This window comes from Mangrovimonas spongiae, assembly GCF_003944795.1.
GTDB classification, from domain to species: domain Bacteria; phylum Bacteroidota; class Bacteroidia; order Flavobacteriales; family Flavobacteriaceae; genus Mangrovimonas; species Mangrovimonas spongiae.
Map to the genome: position 1 here is coordinate 1 of NZ_RWBG01000005.1, position 22154 is coordinate 22154.

The following is a 22154-nucleotide window of genomic DNA, read 5'->3' on the forward strand; positions in this document are numbered from 1 at the left end:
GCTTCGTTATTAGCACAATCGGTATAGGTAAAGGTATAGACTTTCGCCCCTTCACAAGCTGGATCAGCATTTTCAGTAATTACCGGTGTGATATCATTACCACAAGCATCGGCTACGACAGGCGCGGTAGGTTGTACAGCATCAGCTAAACAATCCACTGTTTCCGTTTCACTAGCTGGTACAGTAAATGCCGGTAATTCGATATTATACGTATAGGTGTATACCGCTTCGTTATTAGCACAATCGGTATAGGTAAAGGTATAGACTTTCGCCCCTTCACAAGCTGGATCAGCATTTTCAGTGATTACCGGTGTGATATCATTACCACAAGCATCAGCTACGACAGGCGCGGTAGGTTGTACAGCATCAGCTAAACAATCCACTGTTTCCGTTTCACTAGCTGGTACAGTAAATGCCGGTAATTCGATATTATACGTATAGGTATATACGGCTTCGTTATTAGCACAATCGGTATAGGTAAAGGTATAGACTTTCGCCCCTTCACAAGCTGGATCAGCATTTTCAGTGATTACCGGTGTGATATCATTACCACAAGCATCAGCTACGACAGGCGCGGTAGGTTGTACAGCATCAGCTAAACAATCCACTGTTTCCGTTTCACTAGCTGGTACGGTAAACATAGGTTGGTTAATTTCTATGTATTGTACTGCTTCGGAACTACTACACCCATCAGAAACAGTAAACGTTCTCTCAACTATAATAGGACATGTTCCTGTTTGTGTATCTATATAGGTTATTGAATCAATGTTATTATCATCTGACGCGTTTCCGTTCCCTCCTAAAGCAGATTGTAGTTCAGCAAGAGTTATTGAAGTTCCTACATCATTATATGGTAAATCTGTAATAACTGAAACATCACATCCTTGTAAATCATAATCATCAGGAGCGGTTATAGAAGGAGGAGTTTGATCAACCGCTTCTATTGTGATGTTGTTTGAAGCAACACAACCGTTCGCATCGAAGAATGAAACAAATATAGAGCCTTCTGAAACTCCTGTATAAATTAGTTCATTTGTTGAACTATTCCAAGAAGATGTACCTCCAGTAGTATTTCCATTGTCTACATAAGTATAAGGTGGCGTACCACCACTAGCTGTAAAAGTAACAGTTGTTGTTCCTGTTGAACAAGAAAGTGTTGGAGCATTAACTGTGTTTTCAACCTGGGTTGGCTGATTTATAGTAATATTTTGAATAACCTCTCTTTGCGGGTTACTAGAATCTGTAGATGTAAATGTATAATTACCTGCAGGTAAATTACTGAATATTCCAGTACTATTTGTTGCAGTTGCGTTTGTGTTGTTATTTAGATAAGTAAATGTGTACGGTGAATTACCGCCACCTGCTATTAATGTAACATCTGTGGTATCACCAAAACAACTAATTGGATCAAATTGTGGAACCACTAGAAAAGGGCCAACGGCTATTTGATCTGGTATGGTACCATTACAAGCCGAATAATTTCCGTTTGGACAAGTTGGAGTGTTATCATCTGTATTATCCCAAGTAAGGAGAATATCTTCAAGACCATATAATGAGTTTATTTCCCCTGCTAAAACATAACCAGGGATAGGATAATTTACTTGATAATTTCCATCAACAGTAGAACCTGATGCATGAGCTTCTACTAATGTTTCTGTTCTTGTACCATCATTTAGATATTTAATTAATGTAAATTGAATAAATAAATCAAATTTATTACCTGTAGCATCAACTTGAGCATACACATAAAAATCATCGTTGGCATCATAATTAGCTACATTATCACTAGTTAAAGGCACGCCGTTTTCATCTCCAATGAATGCACCTAAAATTTTCACACTACTAGAGGTACAGTTTGCATTAGGATCTGGAACACAATTAACATTGCTAATTTCCAGTACATTTGCTATTTGCCCGTAAATATTGCTACCTACCAGAAGCATCAGGCAGGTTGCTATTTTTAGCAGTTTATTCTTAAAAGCACTTGTTTTCATAAGCTGGTATGTTTTACTGATAGTAAAAAAACTTTAATATTAACTTTTAATAGCTATAATCGATTACAATTAGTTACCTATTAATGGTACTTATATGCAAATTAAAATGTGAGGGGGAGCAGTACTCTTTCTAGAGAGTACTAAAATGGATTAAGTGTTGTTTTCGATAAAAAATCATAATTAATTAATAGCTTACACTACAAATTAAGAGCGATTTTAGAATTCAATCAAATAAAAATGATTAATCACTCAAATTTTCGATAAAGGGAGTGTTGTAAACACTTTATCGGTTATTTTATATTGATAAACGAGTGATAAATTTTTAGTTTATTGTAGCTTTGGGAATGATTGTGTTATCATAGCGTTCCTTTAGTTTAATGTTGATTAATAGCTTTTAATAAATTTATTGGACTAAAATATACCTTTTATCTTAAATAATCAACATTTAATCGAAAAAAAATGTATTTAATCGTGTTTTTATGAAAAATCTTATAATTGTTAGGCATGGAAAATCATCATGGAAGTATGATGTTGATGATTTTTACCGCCCATTAAAGCAAAGGGGCGAAAATGATGCTCAAATAATTGCTCAAGAACTAGAGAAGAGAGGTTACAGTCCAGATTTGGTTTTATCTAGTGATGCTGTTAGAGCAAAAACTACGGCTAAGATATTTTCTAGTGTTTTAAACTTCGATTTTAAGCTTAATCATAGTTTATATGATTTTTCAGGAAGACAAGTCTTGGAGGTTGTTCACTCCTGCGATAACAGTATTGGGACGTTAATGGTTTTTGGCCATAATTATGGATTGACGTCAATAATTAACACTCTAGGAAATAAATATATAGACAATTTACCAACAAGTGGTTTGGTTGTTATGTCTTTCGAGACAGACAACTGGAAAAGCATACAAAATGGCCATACTGTTTTAACTTTATTTCCCAAAAACTTTAGGTAAATCAAACAAATTAAAATAAAATTCTACCATCGGTACACGAGCAATTACTTAAACCTTGTAAGAAATCAAATCCTAAAGTTATCATGTGGGTTCCGGAGTTATAACCTGCTAGATCGTTAGTTGTAATTTGATAGGAATATGCAAAATAGAATCCAGATTTCATAATTCCAGCCATTGGACCAATATTTAGCGGGTTAAAAAATTGGTCGTTAAGAAAGCGGTAAGAAACACCTACCCAATAATAATCTTCTTTTCGGTTATACTTTCTGTATTTAAAATTAATATCGGTACTAGAACGATTATCACTACTAAACAATTGATAAAAGACTGAAGGTTCAAACTCTACACGTTTATTGGTTTTACTTTGTATAACATAGCCTGAGTAAATTTGATAATTTCTAAGCAAACTAGGTTCTACGCCAGTATAATCATCAATATCTTTATCTAACAGATTATTTAAGTTAAAACTAAAATAAAAGCCTCCATAACGGTATAAAGCACCAACATCGAAGTTGTTGTTAGATGTTGAACGATCATCTGTAACATATGGATCTAGAACAGGGTTTTCGTAATCGGTTTCAAAATTTTCAATATCTACTCTAAAGCTATTAAGGTTATATGATAGGCCTAATGATAAAAACTGTCTAGAGGTATAATCTAAAATTAAATGATGCGCATAAGAGAGTTTAACCCCTTTTTGTCTGGTGTTACCATTTTTGTCATTATATAAAGAAATACCAACACCATCGCGATTAGCAATTCTAAAATCGGCATAAAGCGCTTGATTATCTGGGGCGTTTTTAATTCCTACCCACTGTGTTAAACCATTAACTCTAATTCTTACATTATCGCCAATACCAGCATAGGTTGGTGAAACAACAAAGTCGTTATCGGCCAAATATTGTGTCCAAACAGGTAAATTTAACTCCTGTGTATAGCCTTTACTAGCCATTACAAGTAGGATATATATGATAATTTTTTTCATATCTATAAGTTTTATTAGGTAATTGGGGCCTAGTTTTTTTAGTTATCTATATAGTGTAAAATGACCGACAATATTTTTGTCAACATCAGAACTATTTAAGTTTACAACATACCAATAATCTCCAGTAGGGAGTTCGTTACCTTTGTATCTACCATCCCATTTTTCACCTATTCTTAAAGTGGCAACTTTTCTACCATATCTATCAAAAATGGAGAATTCTAAGTTAGGGTAGGCTAGGGCACACCCAGGTCCCCATTGGTCTAAAACACCATCGCCATTAGGCGTAAAGTAATTAGGAACACAAACATCTACAAACTCCATATCAATAGTTGCAACAGCAGTACAACCATTAGTATCGGTTACTGTTACAGTATGTGTACCAGAATAGGTGATTATAAATGTGTTAGTACTACCGTAATTATCACCGTTAAAAGTGAACTCATAATCGCCAGTACCACCGTTAGCTGTAGCGATAATTTCATTCAATTCTCCTTCGGTTAATGTTAAGGTTAACGGGTCGTATGTTTCAATACTAAAGAATTCTGTAGATTGGATACAGCCATTGGTGTGTCTTACATCAACATAGTGATTTTGACCAGCAGGTAAATTGGTGAAAATGTTACTAGTTTGGTATGGTCCACCATTTAGTGAATAATCCACAAGTGATGTATCAATACTTTCATCAACCATTACTGTAACGGTATTACCTGAAATGTTATCAACACAACCATATTCAACAATAACAGTTGGATTAATAGTTACGGATTCTGGCATAGTGATATTCCATTCAGATTCGCAACCTTCAGCATCACGAACAAAAACAATATGATCGCCACCGCTTAAACCTGTGAAATCGAATTGTGTTTGTGTAGCATCACCTGTAGAATAAGGACCATCGTAGCTATCTAAACTAACGCTATATGGTAAAGATCCTCCAGAAATAGTAATACTAAACTCACCATCTAGATCTCCTTCGCATACTTCTGGGAAGATAGAATTAGGTACAATACTAAGCATTACTGGTGTTGGTTCGTTAACCGTAAAGCTGTGCATGATATAGCAACCTAGTTCATCTTGTACAATAACATCGTAAGTTCCTGGTGCTAAATTTTCAAATACATTGGTCTCAAAAAATTGATCCATTTGTGGTGAAATAGCATACATAATAGTACCTGTACCACCTGTAGCATTAATCTCTAACATACCATTATTCGAACCGTAACAAGTTACATCGCTAACAGTAAACGTGGCATCTAGAGATGTATCTGGTTCTGTAATTGTAATAAGTGCAGTTGTTTCTGTACAATCGTCACTTTCTACATACACCATGTAAGTACCAGCAATTAGATTAGTAAATACACCAGGTGTGTTTTGAGTTGCATTAATAGTATTTCCAGAGCTATCTTGTAATTCATACACATAATTTCCAAGACCACCTTCGGCCGAAGCTATAATGCTACCTGTATTATCTCCTGCACAATTTATAGTTGGATTTGTTGAATCTAAATTTATAACTAAAGGTTGTAAAGGATCAACCGTGATTTCGTTGGAAACATTAGTTGCACAACCATTAGCATCTTGTACATAAAAACTATGTGTGCCTTCACTTACAGTAAATGTAACTGAACTATTGAAACTTCCTAAAACATTAGTAAAACTGGCATCGTTACTATACGTGTATGGTGCTGTTCCCCCTGAAGCACTCAAAGTAAGTGTTGCATCATTTAAACATGTTTGTGTGGATTGCGTAACAAGATTAACATCAACAGGTGTTGGTTGATCTATAACAATGTTTGCAGACGTCATTTCACAACTGTAACCATCTTCAATAGTTATAGTATATGTGCCAGCTCCTAAATTATCAAATACGTTAGATGTTTGTGGACCAGATGTGCTAGGTGTTGGTAAAATAGTATTTAAGGTATATGTATAGTTGCTACCTTGTCCGCCAGTAACATTAGTTATTGTTATAGAAGCATTTTGATCTCCAAAACAAGCTAACATATTAGTGCTTGGAGTAAAAGTAGCATTAATTGGTGTTGGTTCTACTAACGTAATGCTTTCTGAAGCGATACAATTTGAATCATCTCTAACATTAACAGTATAATTACCAGCTGATAATCCTGTAAATGTTCCATTAGGAGAATATGCAACAGTAGTATCTCCAGTAAGTTCATATTCGTAATTACCCCACCCACCAGTAGCTGTAGCCGTAATGGTTCCGCTATCGTTATTACAAGTTACATTAGAGGTTTCTAAAACAGTTAATGTTAAAGCTTGGGTAGGGGAGTTTATAATAACATTTGAAGTCGCACTACAAAACGGTACTTCTGTTTCTGTAATAGTCACAGTATAGTTTCCAGAAGCTAAGCCAGAAACAGTTTCTGGGTTTGTTGAAGTATTGGTGGCGATAGGACCTAAAACAGAGATTCCTATATCATCAAAGACTTCATACGTATAGGCGCCAGAATAGCCATTAACAAGGAGTTCAAAAGTTCCTGAATTATCACCAAAACAAGTTACTGCGGTTGGTGTTGTTGTTATTGTTGGCTGTGTGGCTTCAGGTAAAGAAATCGTAGCTTCTGCAGTACATGATGTATTAACATCTGTAATTGTTACGGTATAAATTCCAGAAGGAACACCAGAAAATACATTACCTGTTAGACTGATAGACGTTGGATTAGGACTAATGGAATAACTATAATTTCCAGAGCCACCTATTCCAGTAATTGTTATTTCTCCATCATCATTATTACACGATGGTTCTGTTGTTAATTCAGGTGTGATATCTAAAGGCGGTTCAATAGTTACAGTAACTAAATTACCACAACCATTAACGTCGTTAACTTCTATAGTATGTGTACCAGACGATAAATTAGTGATAGAGAATGGTACTGTTTGCGTTTGGAAGGCACCACCATTAATACTAAAACTATAAGGAGGCATTCCTGCTGTAGGCATACTAACATCAATTACAAATTCTCCTTCATTAACGGTACATTGATTGTTTACAATCGCATCAATAATTGGGCTAGGATCTGTAGGTACAGTTGTTACTGGACTACTTACAATACACCCATAAGCATCCATAACATGTACATAATAATCTCCACCATCTACATTAAAGACATTTGTTGATGCCCAAGCTGGATCTGTTTCAGAAGGAGCAGCAGCTGTTGTTGTTATTTGATATTGATATGGTGCTGTTCCATCATGTCCAATTGCACTAATAATTCCTGAATTAGGATTACAATTTGCATTTTGGTCTATTGAAACCGTTAAACTTAATGGATTAGCCGATTCTGTAATATTAAAAGGAATTGTAGCAATACTACATCCTGCATTAGGACCGCTAGTTTCTTCAATTAACACATAGTAATTTCCAAAAGGTAAAGGACCTAAATCGGTAACCGTAAGTGTTCCGTTAGCAGGTACCGTACCATTATCAGAAATTCCTGTTGAGTTTTGACTTAAAGAATCAAAGATTTCATAATGAACATCAACAGAAGATCCATAGATACTGTTTATGTTGAATGATACAGACCCATCGGCACTACCTGTACATGTAATATTACTTTCGCTTACAGCTGTAGCGGTTAATGTGGAGTTTGTTGGTATTGGAGCTGTAGCAGGCTCGTAGTAACTACAATTAGTAGAGGTATCGTAAACGATAAAAGTGTAACTAACACCTGGTGTTAATCCTGTAAACGTAGCCGACTCACTACCAGGAGAGTCTTCTGGAATCCAAGAACCAGCAGGATCAGGGTAAACAGAGATAGGTCCTTGATAAATACTAAAATAAAACGGACCAGAACTACTTAAGGAAGACCCTATACTTACAACAGCTTCTCCACCGGTGGTACAATCTACAGATGTTTCAATATAAATATCTAAATCGGTAGGAGGAGAGGCCACAAGAACATTTTGTATAAGTACCGAACAACCGTTGGCATCAACAACATTAATTTCATAAAGGCCGAAATCAACCACATCAAAACTTACCGATGTTGTTCCAGAAGCATTAAATTCTGAATTAGAATAGCCATTTGTTCCTGTAACATAATAATTATAAGGTGCTGTACCTCCAGTAACGTTATCAATAATAATAGATCCTTGCGATACACCACTTGCTGTACAAGTAATATCTACAGTATGGTAGTTAACATTAATATCGTCCGGTTCTGTAATCGTAATCGTATCAGTAGCAGTACAAGATTTAGCATCAGTAACTGTTACGGTATAATTGCCAGCTGGTAAACCAGAAGTTTGTGTACCATAGTCGGTACCCGTTGTATCATTGTAAACATTAATGGTAAATGGCGGTGTACCAACACTAGTATCTATAGTAATATCAATAGATGCATTACTGTCACCATGACATAGAATAGGTTCACCTTGTGTAACTAAACTTAAAGCTGGAGGTGTGATAGGTTCTACTGTATGTATAATAGAGTCAATAGTACAATTATTAGCATCTGTAATTTGGAACTGATAGGTTCCTGCAGTTGAAGTGGTATACGTAAACGTATTTCCTGTAGCACCTAAGGTTGTGTATGCACCACCATTAATGGAAACAGCATAAGAGTAAGGTGCAGTACCACCTGAAATTGTACCAGAAATAACCGCTTCAGAAGTTGCTGTACAATCTAAATCAGAATCAAGAATGGTATTCAGGTTAAGTTCTGGTAAAGGATCTATAGTATAGGTTTCACTATACGTACAGTCGTTTTCATCACGAACTTGAAATGTATATGTTCCAGGAGGTAAATTACTAAATGTATTTGATGTTTGATAAGGTGTAGCAGCTGAAGCTGGTGCAATAATTTGATATTCAATAACACCTGTTCCACCAGTTACTCCTGTAATTGTAATAGTAGATACATTAGAAGGACAAGATAGTGGTGTATGATTAAATGTTAGGTCTGAAGGCGGATCTAATGCATCAATAACAATAGTATTTGCGATAAATGTACATCCACTAGCATCTTGAATGGTAATAGTGTATGTGCCTGCAGATAAACCTGTAAATGTATTGCCGGTTTGGAAGTTAACACCATCAATACTATAAGAATAAGGTGGTGTGCCTCCTGTTACGCCGGTAACAGAAATAGTTCCTGTGTTAGTACATGTATAAGGCGCGGAAAGCTCTGCTGTACCATTTAAAGGTGGAGCTGCAGTAATAGTTATAGGTTGTGGTGTGGTCTCGCAAACAGAGGTTCCTATACTGTATTGTACAACTACTTGATAAGTGCCTTCAGGTAAGTTTGTAAATACTGGTGAGTTTGTAAAAGTTGCCCCACCGTCAATACTATATTCTAAAGTATTACCATTAGCATTGGTAACATTAATAGTAATTGAGCCATTATCATTACCAGCACAAGCAATATTGGTTTGCGCTACTGTAAAATCTGGTTCTGGTACTATTTCTACTGTTATAGTCGTTTCAGCAGTACAATTGTTACTGTCTTGAACAATAATATTATATACACCAGGAGTCTCTACTGTAATAACTGGGGTAGTTTGAAAGTCCGTGCCATTTATTTCGTAAACATATGGCGGTGTTCCTCCTTCAGGATAAACTGTAATTTCACCATCTGTACAGGTTAAAGGCGTTGTTAAGGCAGCTGTTACAGTTAGCAATGGAGGTTCTATAATTTCTATGTCTTCAGTATATAAACAACCATCATCTGTACTTGCGGTTATTGTATAAGTCCCTGCATTTAATGAATTAAAATCATAATCACTACTCATAGTTGGTCCTACGCTGTCTACTAATGTCCCATTTTGGTAAACACTAAAGTAGTATTGTGGTAAAGCATCGTTAACTGCCATATGGACTCCACCCATATCGCCATAACATTCTGGTTGAGTTATACTTGTGGTTACTGAAAAATCTCTTGCTCTTACATAAACACTTGGCGTTTCGAAAATACATGGGTTAGTGTCTACACCAATTTGTCTTATGTAAATAATATAGTATCCAGGAGAAGTTACTGTAAAAATATTACTAGCTTGGTAGTTTACTCCATCAATACTATATTCATAACCACTAGGTACATTATTAACAGTGATTTGTCCTGGTGTGTCACAAATAATATCTTGAGCAACTGCTGTTGGGTCTAGTAAGTTTTGATAAACATTAAAGTAAAAAATGCTATAGCAGCCACCAGGATAATTTATAATTAACCTAAATTGTCCTGCTGTGTTTGCAGTATAATCTGGCCCAGAACCAACTTGATTCCAAGTACAAGCATCGTTTTCGTTGGCACAATCAGGGTCGCTAACTGCAGGGCAGCTACTTTCGTCTAGTTGTTCCCAAATAATTGAAACGGCATCGCTAATACCTGTTAAAATATCTCGAGTATCGTTGGCGCCACATAAAAAGATATTAGGTAAAAGTTTACCGTCGTTTGGACAGGTTACTACTTCGTCGGCATAAGGGATTACAGGGTTAGTTTGTGTTTCACCATATAATACAACGGTTATAACTTCTTGTATAGATAAACAGGTTGCTGGTGCTGTATTAGTTACATAATAAGTGCCAAGTTCTGTGGCTGTAAAAGTTTGTCCTGTTCCTATAACAGGTGTTCCGGTTGGGCTTGTAGACCAAGAGTAGGAGTCATATCCATCGGAAGCAGTTAGTATAACACTATCACCACAAAGGACTTCTTCACGTTCGAAATTACAGTCTGAAATGTCCACTAAAAAGTTGGTTGGTTGTGGATCGATAAAACATTCATCGGAGTTATAACTAGCTTGTTCGTCAATAACAATACCACTATTAACCCCTGTATAAGAACCAAATGCTTGGTTAATAATTTCATTAGAGCACGCTTGACTTAAGTCGTAGCAATTAGGAACAACTTGAACAGCTAAACGAATAACAAATTCTGGATCATCAACTTCTACTGATTCGTCTGGTATTGAGAAAACTAACGTTCTTGTTATGGGGTCGTAAGATAAAAGTGTGGCCCCTCCAGAGTTACTTAAATCTATATCTGTGGCTGGATCGAATACAATATTATCAGGTAAAACATCGGTAATTGTGAAATTTGTAACATCTTCATTTCCTGTGTTTTGGTAGCTTATTTCATAAAATAAATTTTGCCCAAGATAAACATCATCGCCATTTATCTCCACGCCATTTTCATCTGTTACAATTTTGGTTAGAGGTACTTCAGGAGAAATAACATCTACGGCAAAAGCACTAAAGAATGAAAAAATAGGATCTGCTTGCCCACGGGCAACTTGTAAAGTAAAAGAAGCAGAAGTTTCGTTGTTGCCTATATATTCAGGCTCTGAATTAAATATTTCTAAAAAACCAGTATCGTAACCAAGTGTATTTGTACCAAAAGGATCTCTTGGGTGGGTTACACCATTGGTGTTTTCTATAACAGCGCCAAAAAAGCTATTAGCTGGTCTTAATGGTGTTGTAACTTCTTTTCCGTTTATTTCTAATTTTGTAGCACGATTGTTTTTGTCACCATCAAGAGCTGCATAGGCAAATTGTAAATCGATGTGTCCTGCAGGTGGTGTTGTAAATCCTGTTACCGGAATTTCTTCATAATGATCATCGTAAATATGACTAAAACCATCAAATGTAGTAAATGATTTTGTGTGAAGTTCAGGGTCTTCATAAATAACAAAAAGTGTCCATCCAGCAGCTAATCCTGTAGAAAAGTTAGTACCTTCACTAGAAGTTACATTAGCCATAGTATAAGTCCCCTCAATGTCGTTTAACCCGTTTAATATATCGGTAACATCGGCGTAGCAAGCATAAGGAGTGTTTCCTGGTTCTCCTTCTTCAGAGAGAATAGGGTTTACAATAGCATCGTATATAACCTCACCAGTAATATCTGTATAGGTACTACTTTCGGGTGTTTTAAATTTTACTTGGTTGATATCGGATCTACTTCCATCCTGTAAAAAGGCTCCCCAATATAATGCAGCATAAGCTACTCTGTAACATGTTGTGGCACTTCCATCTTCATGCGGCGATAACACTAGGTCTGCGCTACTAGAACTAAATGTTGATGCATCACTATCAATATCTATATATTGCATTGATACATCTTGATTATCTATAGAGTTATCGTAAAGAGGTTGGTTATCAATACCTAAAATATTGTTTCCAATAACTAACATACTACCTTTAGTTTCAATATTTTCTCTTATTGAAAAAGGTTCGAATGTTTGCGCTATACTATTCAGGTATTGAGTAAACATGAATAATATTAAAAGTACCGATTTTAAATAAGTAGATGTTTTCATGGTGTACTACATTTTAGTTTCATTTTCACTTTGGGGCGTTGTGAGAATGACTCTTTTTTATATTTATTCAATTTTCACTATTGAAATTTTGCTGTTGTATGGTTGATTTCCTTTTTCTTTAAGTGCTGCATTGGCAGACCTTATATCATTATACTTTTTATTATAGATGTAATATTTACTAGTATTAACATCGTAGAAAAAGTTAATATTCTTTTCGCCTGCTGAAACTGCTTTTCTAAGGAAATCATCTCTTTTCTCAACATCAGTATGTACAGCTAATACTGCATAATATCCATTTTCTGTGTTGGTAACGTTCTTTAATATTTGAATACCGCTTGAGCGTTCTTCGCCAAAATCAAAATCATCTTCATGTAATGGTTTTGTGCTTAATGCCGTATTCTTTCTTATGGCTTCAAGTTTTAAACTATCTTGAGCATATCGATCTTCTTCGTTTTTATATAGGGCGCGTTTAATACGACGTTTTCTTTCGTATTCTGTAGCTATGTTAATTTTTTCTAATCTAGCCTCTAATGCTGCTTTTGCTTGTAAGGCTTGTGCTTGTTCTTCTTTTAGTGTTTTTAACTTCTTTTGATAGAATAAGTACACTTCATCTAGCTGAATAACATCAATGTCTTCTTCTCTTTGGTTTTGTAATAACTCAAGTTCTTTTATAGCTTGACTTCTTGCTGCTATTGTTTGTTCTAATTCTGTTTTTAAAGCTTCTATGCGTCTGTTTTCAGCAGTGGTACTTTTAAACGGTTTTGGGTCTAGATAAATACCTTGTTCACTTAAATCGTTTTCACGTTTTAAGTCTTTTAAGTCTTGGTCTTTTACGTCAACAGCTTTTTCAAGCTTGTTTAATAGCTCTATTTGAGCTTTTCTTGCAGTTTCAACAGACTCAGCCATTTCATTCATAGACTTTGAAAGGTCATCATTAGCAACAGGAATACTATCTATTTTAGCTTCTTCTTCAGCTTCTGCTTTGGCTTTTGCATCAGCAGCAAGACGTGCCTGTTCTTCAGCTTCTGCTTTAGCCTGTTCTTCAGCTTCTACTTTGGCTTTTGCTTCAGCAGCAAGACGTGCTTGTTCTTCAGCTTCTGCTTTGGCTTTTGCTTCAGCAGCAAGACGTGCTTGTTCTTCAGCTTCTGCTTTGGCTTTTGCTTCAGCAGCAAGACGTGCTTGTTCTTCAGCTTCTGCTTTGGCTTTTGCTTCAGCCGCTAAACGTGCTTGTTCTTCAGCTTCTGCTTTGGCTTTTGCTTCAGCAGCAAGACGTGCTTGTTCTTCAGCTTCTGCTTTAGCTTTTGCTTCCGCAGCAAGACGTGCCTGTTCTGCAGCTTCTGCTTTGGCTTTTGCTTCCGCAGCAAGACGTGCTTGTTCTTCAGCTTCTGCTTTGGCTTTTGCTTCAGCCGCTAAACGTGCCTGTTCTTCAGCTTCTGTTTTAGCTTTTGCTTCAGCAGCAAGACGTGCCTGTTCTTCAGCTTCTGCTTTAGCTTTTGCTTCAGCTGCTAAACGTGCTTCTTCTTTTGCTTCAGCAGCGGCTTTACGGTTAGCTTCCGCTTTGGCTTTATCTGCTTGAGAGTATTGTTTCTTTTTAGGCTTAGAAGAAATTAAAGCGCTTACTCGATCCTCACGACTATAATCGTATCGTTCTCTATTCTTTAATTTGTATGCTAGAGTTATTTCGTGAGCAGATCCTAATGTAGATAAGTCACCTACAGCTTTTTCGTAATTGTATTCTATGGATATTTGTTCGGTAAGATGTAATCCTAAACCGCCGTATGCACCATATAAAGTATTATAACCAGCTTGAGCCCAAATACCTTTTGGAACTGTTAGCATAATGCCGCCAGAAAGAATGGTTTTATCGTTTTTAAATTCAGATTTTATTAATCCAGTGAATTTTGTTTCATCAAAAAAGCCGCGACTGTTCATATACCCAGTATACATAGCGTGGAGTTGAATACTTTGTTCTGGATTGTCTTTAAGTAATTCAGAAGATGTAAAATTGTAAAGCACAAGATTGTTGACTGTTACACCAAAATCTAAAAACACCGTTCCGTAATTAATTCCAGGACTTACACTTAATAAAAAATTAGAGGGTATATTTTCTAGTGAGGGGTCTGGGGTGTTGGTAACTACATTACCATCATTAATACCACTTTGGTAAGCACCTACATTAATACCAAAAGTTAAATTATTATCGCGTTGTAATCTTGCATTATAGGCAAAGTTTAAAATTCCACCAAAAGTTGTTAAAACCCCGTAGTTTTGTTGAAATGCACTAATACCAATACCAATATTTTCCCTAAATCTACCAGAATAGCTTACTAAATAAGATACAGGTGCATTTTCAAATTGCATCCATTCTCTTTTATTCGTTATACTAATGTACTTGTATTGTTGTCTAACAAAACTAAATGTTGGAGTGTTTATATGTTGATTGTAAGTTAATGAGTTTCTTAAAGGTAACGCAAGAGCAACCACACCATCATCTTGAGAATAGGCAATCTGCATAATGCAGAAAAGAGATATTATAGCAAAAAGTAATGTTTTCATGCTATTTAATGAGTGTTATAGTTCCTTTTTTGGTGTCTTGTTCACTTTTAATGATATAGTAGTATACTTTGTTTATACTATTAAGATCTAAATTATTTTCTGGCCAATTATTTAAGTAATTATCTGTTTTTAATACAATTTCACCTCGGTTACTCATAATCGTTATTTCAGAGTTTGATCCGCTAGTGTATTTTGTTGGGATAATCCAAGTATCGTTAACGCCATCGCCGTTAGGGCTTACAATATTTGGTATTTTATCTATATCTGGAAAAGGGTTATAGGCTTCAATAACAGAAAAATCAAATGTTCGGGAAGCATTACACCCAGATGTTTCTGTAATGACAACACTATATTCTCCAATCTCAGTAATTTCATAAGTGTTTTGAGTAGCTCCAGAAATGATCGTATTATTTAAATACCATTGATATTCTGGGGCATTAGCTGACGTTGTAACAGTTGCTGTTAAAGTTTCACCTTCTTCTAATGTATTTTCTTCTGAAACATTAATCGAAGCAGAAAAAAGTTCGCTCACTAAATCGATACTTCCCGAAGCTTGACAACTTCCTAAATCTACTTGAACGCTATAAGTTCCTGACAGATTAGTTTCGTAAGTTTGATTGGTAGCATTAATAATTGGCGCACCATCTTTATACCATTGGTAGCTATTACCATTAATAGTACTTAGTACAGTTGCATTTTGTTCAGGACAAAAAGGGTTTCCTAAACTAGATACAATAGTTGCGGTGGCTTCACCAGAAGTTACCTCGCTTATAGTAACTCTATTTGAATATGAATTAGAAGTACAACTTCCGTAATTGGTTTCAACAAAATAAGTTCCAGCATCAGTTACTTCTAGGGTTTCTCCTTCAGCAATAAAAACAGATGTTGTAGCACTTGTTTCTCGAAACCAATTAAAGGTTAGAGTAGGATAGTTTAAAGGAGAATCGTTAGATCCTGTTCCTGGATTATCAATTGTTAAAAGGTAACTTCCGCCACTACAAAAAGCTCCTGTTGACACTAAATTGTTAATTGTAAAAGGGCTGTCTTGATGTTTGTAATATGCTGCAAATGGTACAGAACGAGAACTAGTCGCTACAGGAGCTGTGCTTTTAATTCTTATTCTATAATTTTCGCCATAGGCCGTTGTTGGTATCGAAAAACTTAAGGTTACTGGCGATGTTGTAATTTCTCCAGGGGTTGTTGTGTGTAATACTGTAGGCGATGTAAAGTTGCCATCGGCATCAGATAATTCAATAATAAATTGATTACTACTATCTAATCCTGCTTCTGGTGAAAATACAAATGTAGTGTTGTAGGTGTTAAATGAACTATTTGCACATGCTTGACTAAACCCTAAATTTGGTGTACCAATAACTATTTGAGCTTTTGTGTTTTTGCTAACTAAAAAAACAAAAGAACAAAGAAGTATCGTTACGTGTTTTAGTAGGGTAATTTTTTGCATGTAGTTTAAGTTGGTATAGTTTGGGAAAAATCTTGTCTTTTATTTTTGATACTAGAATAAAAGACAAGATTTAATGTTGTTTTTTTGGATTGTTGTTAATCCATATTTGATGCTACGATTTTATTAATTCGTAATCTAAAGTCAGGTCGTTTATTATTTTTTAAATCGATAAACGTTTCTTCGTCAGGGCTTTTAGCGTATACATTAAAGAAACTACTATTACCATACCAGTCTTCTAAATCGTCGTTGTTAGGATTGTACCTAGTAAATAAGTTGCCATTACAGTTATTAAAAAGCATGTTTGTAAATTTTAACTTATTTAGGCTTTCGTTGTTGATTTTGATGTTTTCATCAAAAACGACTGCTGGATTAAATCCTGAAATAACACTTTTATTCATTGAAAAAGCTGCATCGGGAGCTATATAAATGGCTTCTTTAACAAGCCCTATTTTTATATCGCCTGCTAAGTCGTTACTTACATTAACTAAGGTTAAGTTTTCTGCGCTAACAAAAGTTTCTTTTTTAGAAAAGTCAATTTCATCTCTTTTATTATAAGATGCAACATACATGGCTTTTGGTCTATTTGAGTTGGAAACGTAAGGCGAACGTATGGCTAATGAATTTGTTATAATGGTTTGTGCACCATAATTAAACTCATAATCATTACCATGAGATTTGTAAGAAACAAGTTTGTCTAGAATAACTTCACCACCAATTACATTAAATGAATTTCCGTTGCTATGGCTTACCATAACATTCTCTACAATGGTGTTATGTCCAACCCCCGCAAGCGTTAAAGCACTAAAATAACCATGATTTATGGTTCTTCTACCAGCATACTCAATTCTAACGTATTTAAAAATACCAGAATAACTTTCTGTATTATTGCCACCGTAACTTATATTTTTTGAAGAAGATGGTTTTAAACCAAAGTCAATTAAGGACTCATTACCAAACTTGTTAATTGGAGCATCGCCAAGTATAAAAACACCACCCCAGTCACCTTGTTTTTTTACACCCTTATTAGATGTAAACACAATAGGATCGGTTTCTGTACCTTCAGCAATAATTTTAGAGCCCTTACTAATGGTTAAAGAACCATTTGTTTTAAAGTCACCTATAATTACAGTTCCTGGCTCTATTGTTAATGTTGTACTATCTGTAACAAAAACATTTCCAAGAAGTAGGTATATATTTTTCTTGTTGAGTTTGGTGTCTTCGGTAATATCGCCACTTAGTATTTCGGTAGGTTCGCCATATTCAATTGTGTTAGGTTGAAATTCGGCCCATGGATTTAGCCAGTTGTTACGACCAAATATGCCCTTTTCTTGTTGAGCAAATACACTACTCAAGGTAAGCAGAAATAGACATAACATTTGAGTAAAGTTTTTCATAAGTTATATGTTTAATTTTTAGTTTTGGGTATTATAATATATATACCAAACATATAAACTTATCCTATGAAATACAAAAAATATCGACGAAAAACACAAAATGTTTGTGTTTTGTAAGATAAATCTTATTTTTTTGAGAAAAATTTTCTTTTTATGAAAGTCTAATAGGAGATTATTAATAAAAATATAAAAAAAATGCCACTTTAATAGTGGCATTTGTAAGGTTGTTATATTAAGTAATTGTAAAATTAATATTGATTAAATTCGTTATACGTATGTAATGATTTTAATGTTTGCTCATAAAACAATACAGCAGCAATTAAATTAGATTTATCCGAATATGGTAAAATCTTTCTTTGAAATTCTATGGTGTTTTCAAAATATTCATCTGCTGCATCAATATTATCTTCAAGAGCTTTCCTATGATCTTTTGTATCTGGTATTCCTAATGAAGCAATAGTAACACCAGGTTTATTTGTAAAAGCAATATTGGGGAGTACTTTAACAATAACTTCAATACGTTCAATATATAAGTCTAATAGCTTTCCTTTATTCATTCGTTGTAATTCGTCTCTATCATGATATTTTCCAATAGAAACGTTATTATCGATAATACTTTGCGAAGCACCATTGTTTTGGGCAATGATGGTGCCAGTTGTTAAAAACAAAATAGTAATAAGTAGAGTAAGTTTAGTTTTCATATCCAGGGTTTTATTATTCCATAGAAGACAAATCTATACAAATAATTAAAAAATACAATCCTTTTTTGGGTTTTTAATCAATAAACTGTACAAAAACTACGATAAAAAACGTTATTTGTAAGAAAAAACTTAAAAATAATTGTTTTTTTAAGTTTATTGACTTTTCCTTTTTTATATCCTAACTTATTTAATGTTTAATTAATCTTTTATAGAATATATTTGTAAAAAAAGAACATTAAATGCCAAACGCAAGTACAGTACAAAACAGTTATATAAATAGAGAAATTAGTTGGTTGCAATTTAATGCAAGAGTGCTACAAGAAGCAGAAGATGAAACAGTACCTTTAATTGATAGATTAAGGTTTTTAGGAATTTTCTCTAATAACTTAGATGAGTTTTTTAAAGTGCGTTATGCAACGGTTAAACGTATTGTAGAGGCTGGTAAAGGCGGGAAAAGCGAACTTGGTGGTATTAAAGCTGCACAATTGTTGGAGGAAATAACGCAAATAGTTATTAAACAACAAAGTCACAGTTTAGAAGTTTTAAGTAAGATTAAGAAATCGCTTGAAAAAGAGAACATTTTTTTAGTTACAGAAAACCAATTAGATAAAACACAACAACTTTTTATAAAGGATTACTTTTTAAGAAATGTAAGTCCAGCTTTAGTTACCATAATTTTAAGTGATATTGTTAAACTACCTAACTTAAAAGATAGCGCCGCTTATTTAGCAGTAAAAATGGTGCTTAAATCAGGTGAAAAACAATACGCACTTGTCGAAATATCTAAATCTATGGATCGGTTTGTAGTGCTACCAGAAAAAAATGGGAAAAGCTACATTATCATGGTAGATGATTTGTTACGATTTTGTTTAGACGATATTTTTAACATTTTCGATTATACCGAAGCTACAGCACATATGATTAAAATAACACGAGATGGCGAGTTAGACTTAGATAGCGATTTAAGTAAGAGTTTTATGGAAAAAATCTCGGAAAGTGTTAAGCACAGACAAGTTGGCGAACCCGTTAGGTTTGTGTATGATAAAACCATAGATCCTGAGACATTAAATTATTTAATGACAAAAATGGGCATCGATTCGCATGATAGTATTATTCCAGGTGGAAGATACCATAACCGTCGTGATTATATGAGTTTTCCAAGTTTAGGAAGAGCAGATTTGCTTTACGAAAAAATAGAAGCTTTACCAGTAAAAGGGTTAAGCTTACAGGAGAGTATTTTTAAAAGCATAGAAAACAAAGATTATTTATTGCACACACCATATCATACATTTTCCTATGTTGTAAAGTTTCTTCGTGAAGCCGCCTTAGATCCCAAAGTGCAAACAATTAAAATTACCATTTACCGTTTAGCACAAATTTCGCATGTAGCAAGTTCTTTAATAAATGCTGCAAAAAATGGTAAAAAGGTAACGGTTTCTATAGAAATTCAAGCACGTTTTGATGAACAAGCAAATATCGAGTATGCCGAACAAATGAAAAACGAAGGGGTAAACTTAATTTTTGGGGTTCAAGGGTTAAAAGTACACAGTAAAATGTGTGTTATAGAGCGTGAAGAAAACAACAAAATTAAGCGCTATGGGTTTATAAGTACAGGGAATTTTAATGAATCGACAGCAAAAATATATACCGATTATACACTATTTACTGCAGACCAAAAAATACTAAAAGATGTAAACAAAGTATTTAGTTTCTTCGAGGTTAACTATAGAATTTATAGGTATAAACACATTATCACATCGCCGCATTACACCAAAAAAGCCTTATTTAAACTTATAGATCAAGAAATAAGTAATGTAAAAGCAGGGAAGCCAGCTTACATTCGCTTAAAAATGAATAGTATATCTAGCTTTAAAATGGTTGATAAATTATACGAAGCCAGTAGAGCAGGCGTGAAAATTCAAATGATTGTTAGAGGGATATGTTGCTTAATCCCAGGTATTAAAGGCATGAGTGAAAATATTGAAGTAATAAGTATTGTTGATAAATTTTTGGAACATACAAGATTATACATATTTTGTAACAATAACGATCCTAAAATTTATATTTCTTCAGCAGATTGGATGACAAGAAACATTGAAAATAGAGTAGAAGTAAGTTGCCCCATTTACGACGAGAGTATTAAAAGCGAACTTATAGACACCTTTAATATATGTTGGAGCGATAACGTAAAAGCAAGACTTTTAAACAATTCGCAACAAAACGACTATAAACGAAATAATAAGCCTAAAGTAAGGTCGCAGTTTGCACTTTACGATTACTACCAAAAAAAACTTGACAATTAATTTATGCTTTCAATAAAAAAATATGCCGCTATCGATATAGGGTCTAATGCTGTTAGATTACTTATTGCAAACATAATAGAAGAAAAAGGTAAAGAAGTTAGATTTAAAAAAAGTTCGTTAGTAAGGGTGCCAATTCGTCTGGGAGCCGATGTGTTTTTAGAGCAAAATATTTCTAAATATAACCAACAACGCATGTTAGATACCATGAAGGCCTTTAAACTTCTCATGAAATCTCATAAAGTTGTTAAATACAAAGCTTGTGCAACTTCTGCTATGCGTGAAGCCGATAACGGACAGCAAGTATCAGAGGCAATTTTAAAGCATTCAAACATAAAAATTGATATTATTGATGGCGAAGAAGAAGCAGCTATTATTGCTGCCACCGATTTACATGCCTTTATAGACGATTCTAAAACCTATCTTTATGTTGATGTAGGTGGTGGTAGCACTGAGTTTTCTATAATCCATAATGGAAAAAAAATAACCTCGCGTTCTTTTAAAATAGGAACCGTAAGGTTGTTAAACGATATTGTTAAGAACGAAACTTGGGCAGAAGCCGAAGCATGGGTGATTAAACATACCGCAGAATACGAAAAAATAGATCTGATAGGTTCTGGAGGAAATATTAATAAAATTTTTAAAATATCTGGAAAGAAATTAGGAAAACCATTAACCTATTTTTATTTATCATCATATTATAAAACGTTACAAACTTACTCTTACGAAGAAAGAATAACAGAATTAGACTTAAATCAAGATAGGGCAGATGTTATTATTCCAGCAACAAGAATTTATTTATCTGCCATGAAATGGAGTGGTGCTAAAGATATATATGTTCCTAAAATAGGGTTATCCGACGGAATTATTAAAAGTATGTATCATAATACCATTTCAAGCAATACACAGTAAAAAGAAGCAGTTTGTCTTTATATTATCCTCATTTTAAGATAAAAATATATCTTAGCCGTTAAAATTCAGATTATTAACCAAACTACTTTAAAACAATGAAAAAAATAATATTCTTAGTGTTTGTTATAGCTTGTACTACAGTTTCGTTTTCTCAAAAAGACTTATACGGAGTTAGAGTGGGATATAACATTTCTAATTTAGACTTTGATCCAGATGCTAATTTTTCAAACCAACATAGAAATGGGTTCGCTATTGGTTTTTTTGGCGAGTATGCATTAACGACCTCTATGTCTATTGCACCAGAAATTCAATTTTCTGCTGAAGGTGCTAAAGATAGAGACCTTAGAATAGATTATATTCAAACACCTATTTTGTTAAAGTTTCGTCTAGGAGACAGGTTTTCTATAGGTGCTGGACCATTAGTTGGTGTGAAAATTCATGAATATGAAGATGGTTACAAAAACTTTGCCTTTTCTGGAATTGGCGGTTTAGAGTTTATGATTACTGATGAAATTTTTATCGATGCCAGATACCACTATGGTTTAACTAATATTATAGACGATGAGAATGATATTGAAGCTAAAAACACTAATATTCAATTAGGTATTGGTATAAAAATTTAA

11 protein-coding genes are annotated in these 22154 nt (G+C 34.3%); 4 read left to right on the top strand and 7 right to left on the bottom strand.

Features of this window, described 5'->3' with window-relative positions:
• Positions 1–1994: HYR-like domain-containing protein (locus tag EJA19_RS10695; protein WP_148101711.1), on the bottom strand; the 1994-nt coding region annotated here is incomplete at its 3' end.
• Positions 1995–2473: 479 nt separating this feature from the next.
• Between EJA19_RS10695 and EJA19_RS10700 the strand changes: the two genes are divergently transcribed.
• Positions 2474–2950, top strand: a complete 477-nt coding sequence (locus tag EJA19_RS10700; RefSeq protein ID WP_125468369.1) for a SixA phosphatase family protein — start codon at positions 2474–2476, stop codon at positions 2948–2950.
• 10 nt (positions 2951–2960) lie between these two features.
• Here the strand turns inward: EJA19_RS10700 and EJA19_RS10705 are convergent, their stop codons facing one another.
• From EJA19_RS10705 to EJA19_RS10730, 6 genes are all read right to left on the bottom strand, one after another.
• On the bottom strand, positions 2961–3935 hold the full coding sequence (locus EJA19_RS10705; RefSeq protein ID WP_125468370.1) for a PorP/SprF family type IX secretion system membrane protein: 975 nt from the start codon (positions 3933–3935) through the stop codon (positions 2961–2963).
• 42 nt (positions 3936–3977) lie between these two features.
• Positions 3978–12206, bottom strand: coding sequence for a T9SS type B sorting domain-containing protein (locus EJA19_RS10710; RefSeq protein WP_125468371.1), 8229 nt, complete (start codon positions 12204–12206; stop codon positions 3978–3980).
• 63 nt (positions 12207–12269) lie between these two features.
• Positions 12270–14762, bottom strand: coding sequence for a PorP/SprF family type IX secretion system membrane protein (locus tag EJA19_RS10715; RefSeq protein ID WP_125468372.1), 2493 nt, complete (start codon positions 14760–14762; stop codon positions 12270–12272).
• Between the two features lies 1 nt (position 14763).
• Positions 14764–16224: a T9SS type B sorting domain-containing protein gene (locus tag EJA19_RS10720; RefSeq protein WP_125468373.1), complete on the bottom strand. Its 1461-nt coding sequence runs from the start codon at positions 16222–16224 to the stop codon at positions 14764–14766.
• 95 nt (positions 16225–16319) lie between these two features.
• Entirely contained in the window at positions 16320–17618 is a 1299-nt protein-coding gene (locus tag EJA19_RS10725; RefSeq protein ID WP_125468374.1) for a hypothetical protein, read from the bottom strand.
• 248 nt (positions 17619–17866) lie between these two features.
• A complete protein-coding gene (locus EJA19_RS10730; RefSeq protein WP_125468375.1) occupies positions 17867–18319 on the bottom strand; it encodes a hypothetical protein in 453 nt (150 codons plus the stop codon).
• 239 nt (positions 18320–18558) lie between these two features.
• On the opposite strand from EJA19_RS10730, the gene ppk1 reads away from it, so the two are divergent.
• From ppk1 to EJA19_RS10745, 3 genes are all read left to right on the top strand, one after another.
• Positions 18559–20622 carry a polyphosphate kinase 1 gene (gene ppk1, locus EJA19_RS10735; protein WP_125468376.1) on the top strand — a complete coding sequence of 688 codons (2064 nt, stop codon included), beginning with the start codon at positions 18559–18561 and terminating at the stop codon, positions 20620–20622.
• 3 nt (positions 20623–20625) lie between these two features.
• The gene (locus EJA19_RS10740; protein ID WP_125468377.1) at positions 20626–21531 is read left to right on the top strand and encodes a Ppx/GppA phosphatase family protein; all 906 of its coding nucleotides are present in this window, start codon (positions 20626–20628) and stop codon (positions 21529–21531) included.
• A gap of 95 nt (positions 21532–21626) precedes the next feature.
• Positions 21627–22154 carry a porin family protein gene (locus EJA19_RS10745; RefSeq protein ID WP_125468378.1) on the top strand — a complete coding sequence of 176 codons (528 nt, stop codon included), beginning with the start codon at positions 21627–21629 and terminating at the stop codon, positions 22152–22154.

Excerpts from the sequence above, each read along its gene's own strand:
- EJA19_RS10740 (WP_125468377.1), top strand. The coding sequence starts at position 20,626 with ATGCTTTCAATAAAAAAATATGCCGCTATCGATATAGGGTCTAATGCT.
- EJA19_RS10705 (WP_125468370.1), bottom strand. The coding sequence starts at position 3,935 with ATGAAAAAAATTATCATATATATCCTACTTGTAATGGCTAGTAAAGGC.
- EJA19_RS10720 (WP_125468373.1), bottom strand. The coding sequence starts at position 16,224 with ATGCAAAAAATTACCCTACTAAAACACGTAACGATACTTCTTTGTTCT.
- EJA19_RS10725 (WP_125468374.1), bottom strand. The coding sequence starts at position 17,618 with ATGAAAAACTTTACTCAAATGTTATGTCTATTTCTGCTTACCTTGAGT.
- EJA19_RS10700 (WP_125468369.1), top strand. The coding sequence starts at position 2,474 with ATGAAAAATCTTATAATTGTTAGGCATGGAAAATCATCATGGAAGTAT.
- EJA19_RS10730 (WP_125468375.1), bottom strand. The coding sequence starts at position 18,319 with ATGAAAACTAAACTTACTCTACTTATTACTATTTTGTTTTTAACAACT.
- EJA19_RS10710 (WP_125468371.1), bottom strand. The coding sequence starts at position 12,206 with ATGAAAACATCTACTTATTTAAAATCGGTACTTTTAATATTATTCATG.
- EJA19_RS10715 (WP_125468372.1), bottom strand. The coding sequence starts at position 14,762 with ATGAAAACATTACTTTTTGCTATAATATCTCTTTTCTGCATTATGCAG.
- ppk1 (WP_125468376.1), top strand. The coding sequence starts at position 18,559 with ATGCCAAACGCAAGTACAGTACAAAACAGTTATATAAATAGAGAAATT.
- EJA19_RS10745 (WP_125468378.1), top strand. The coding sequence starts at position 21,627 with ATGAAAAAAATAATATTCTTAGTGTTTGTTATAGCTTGTACTACAGTT.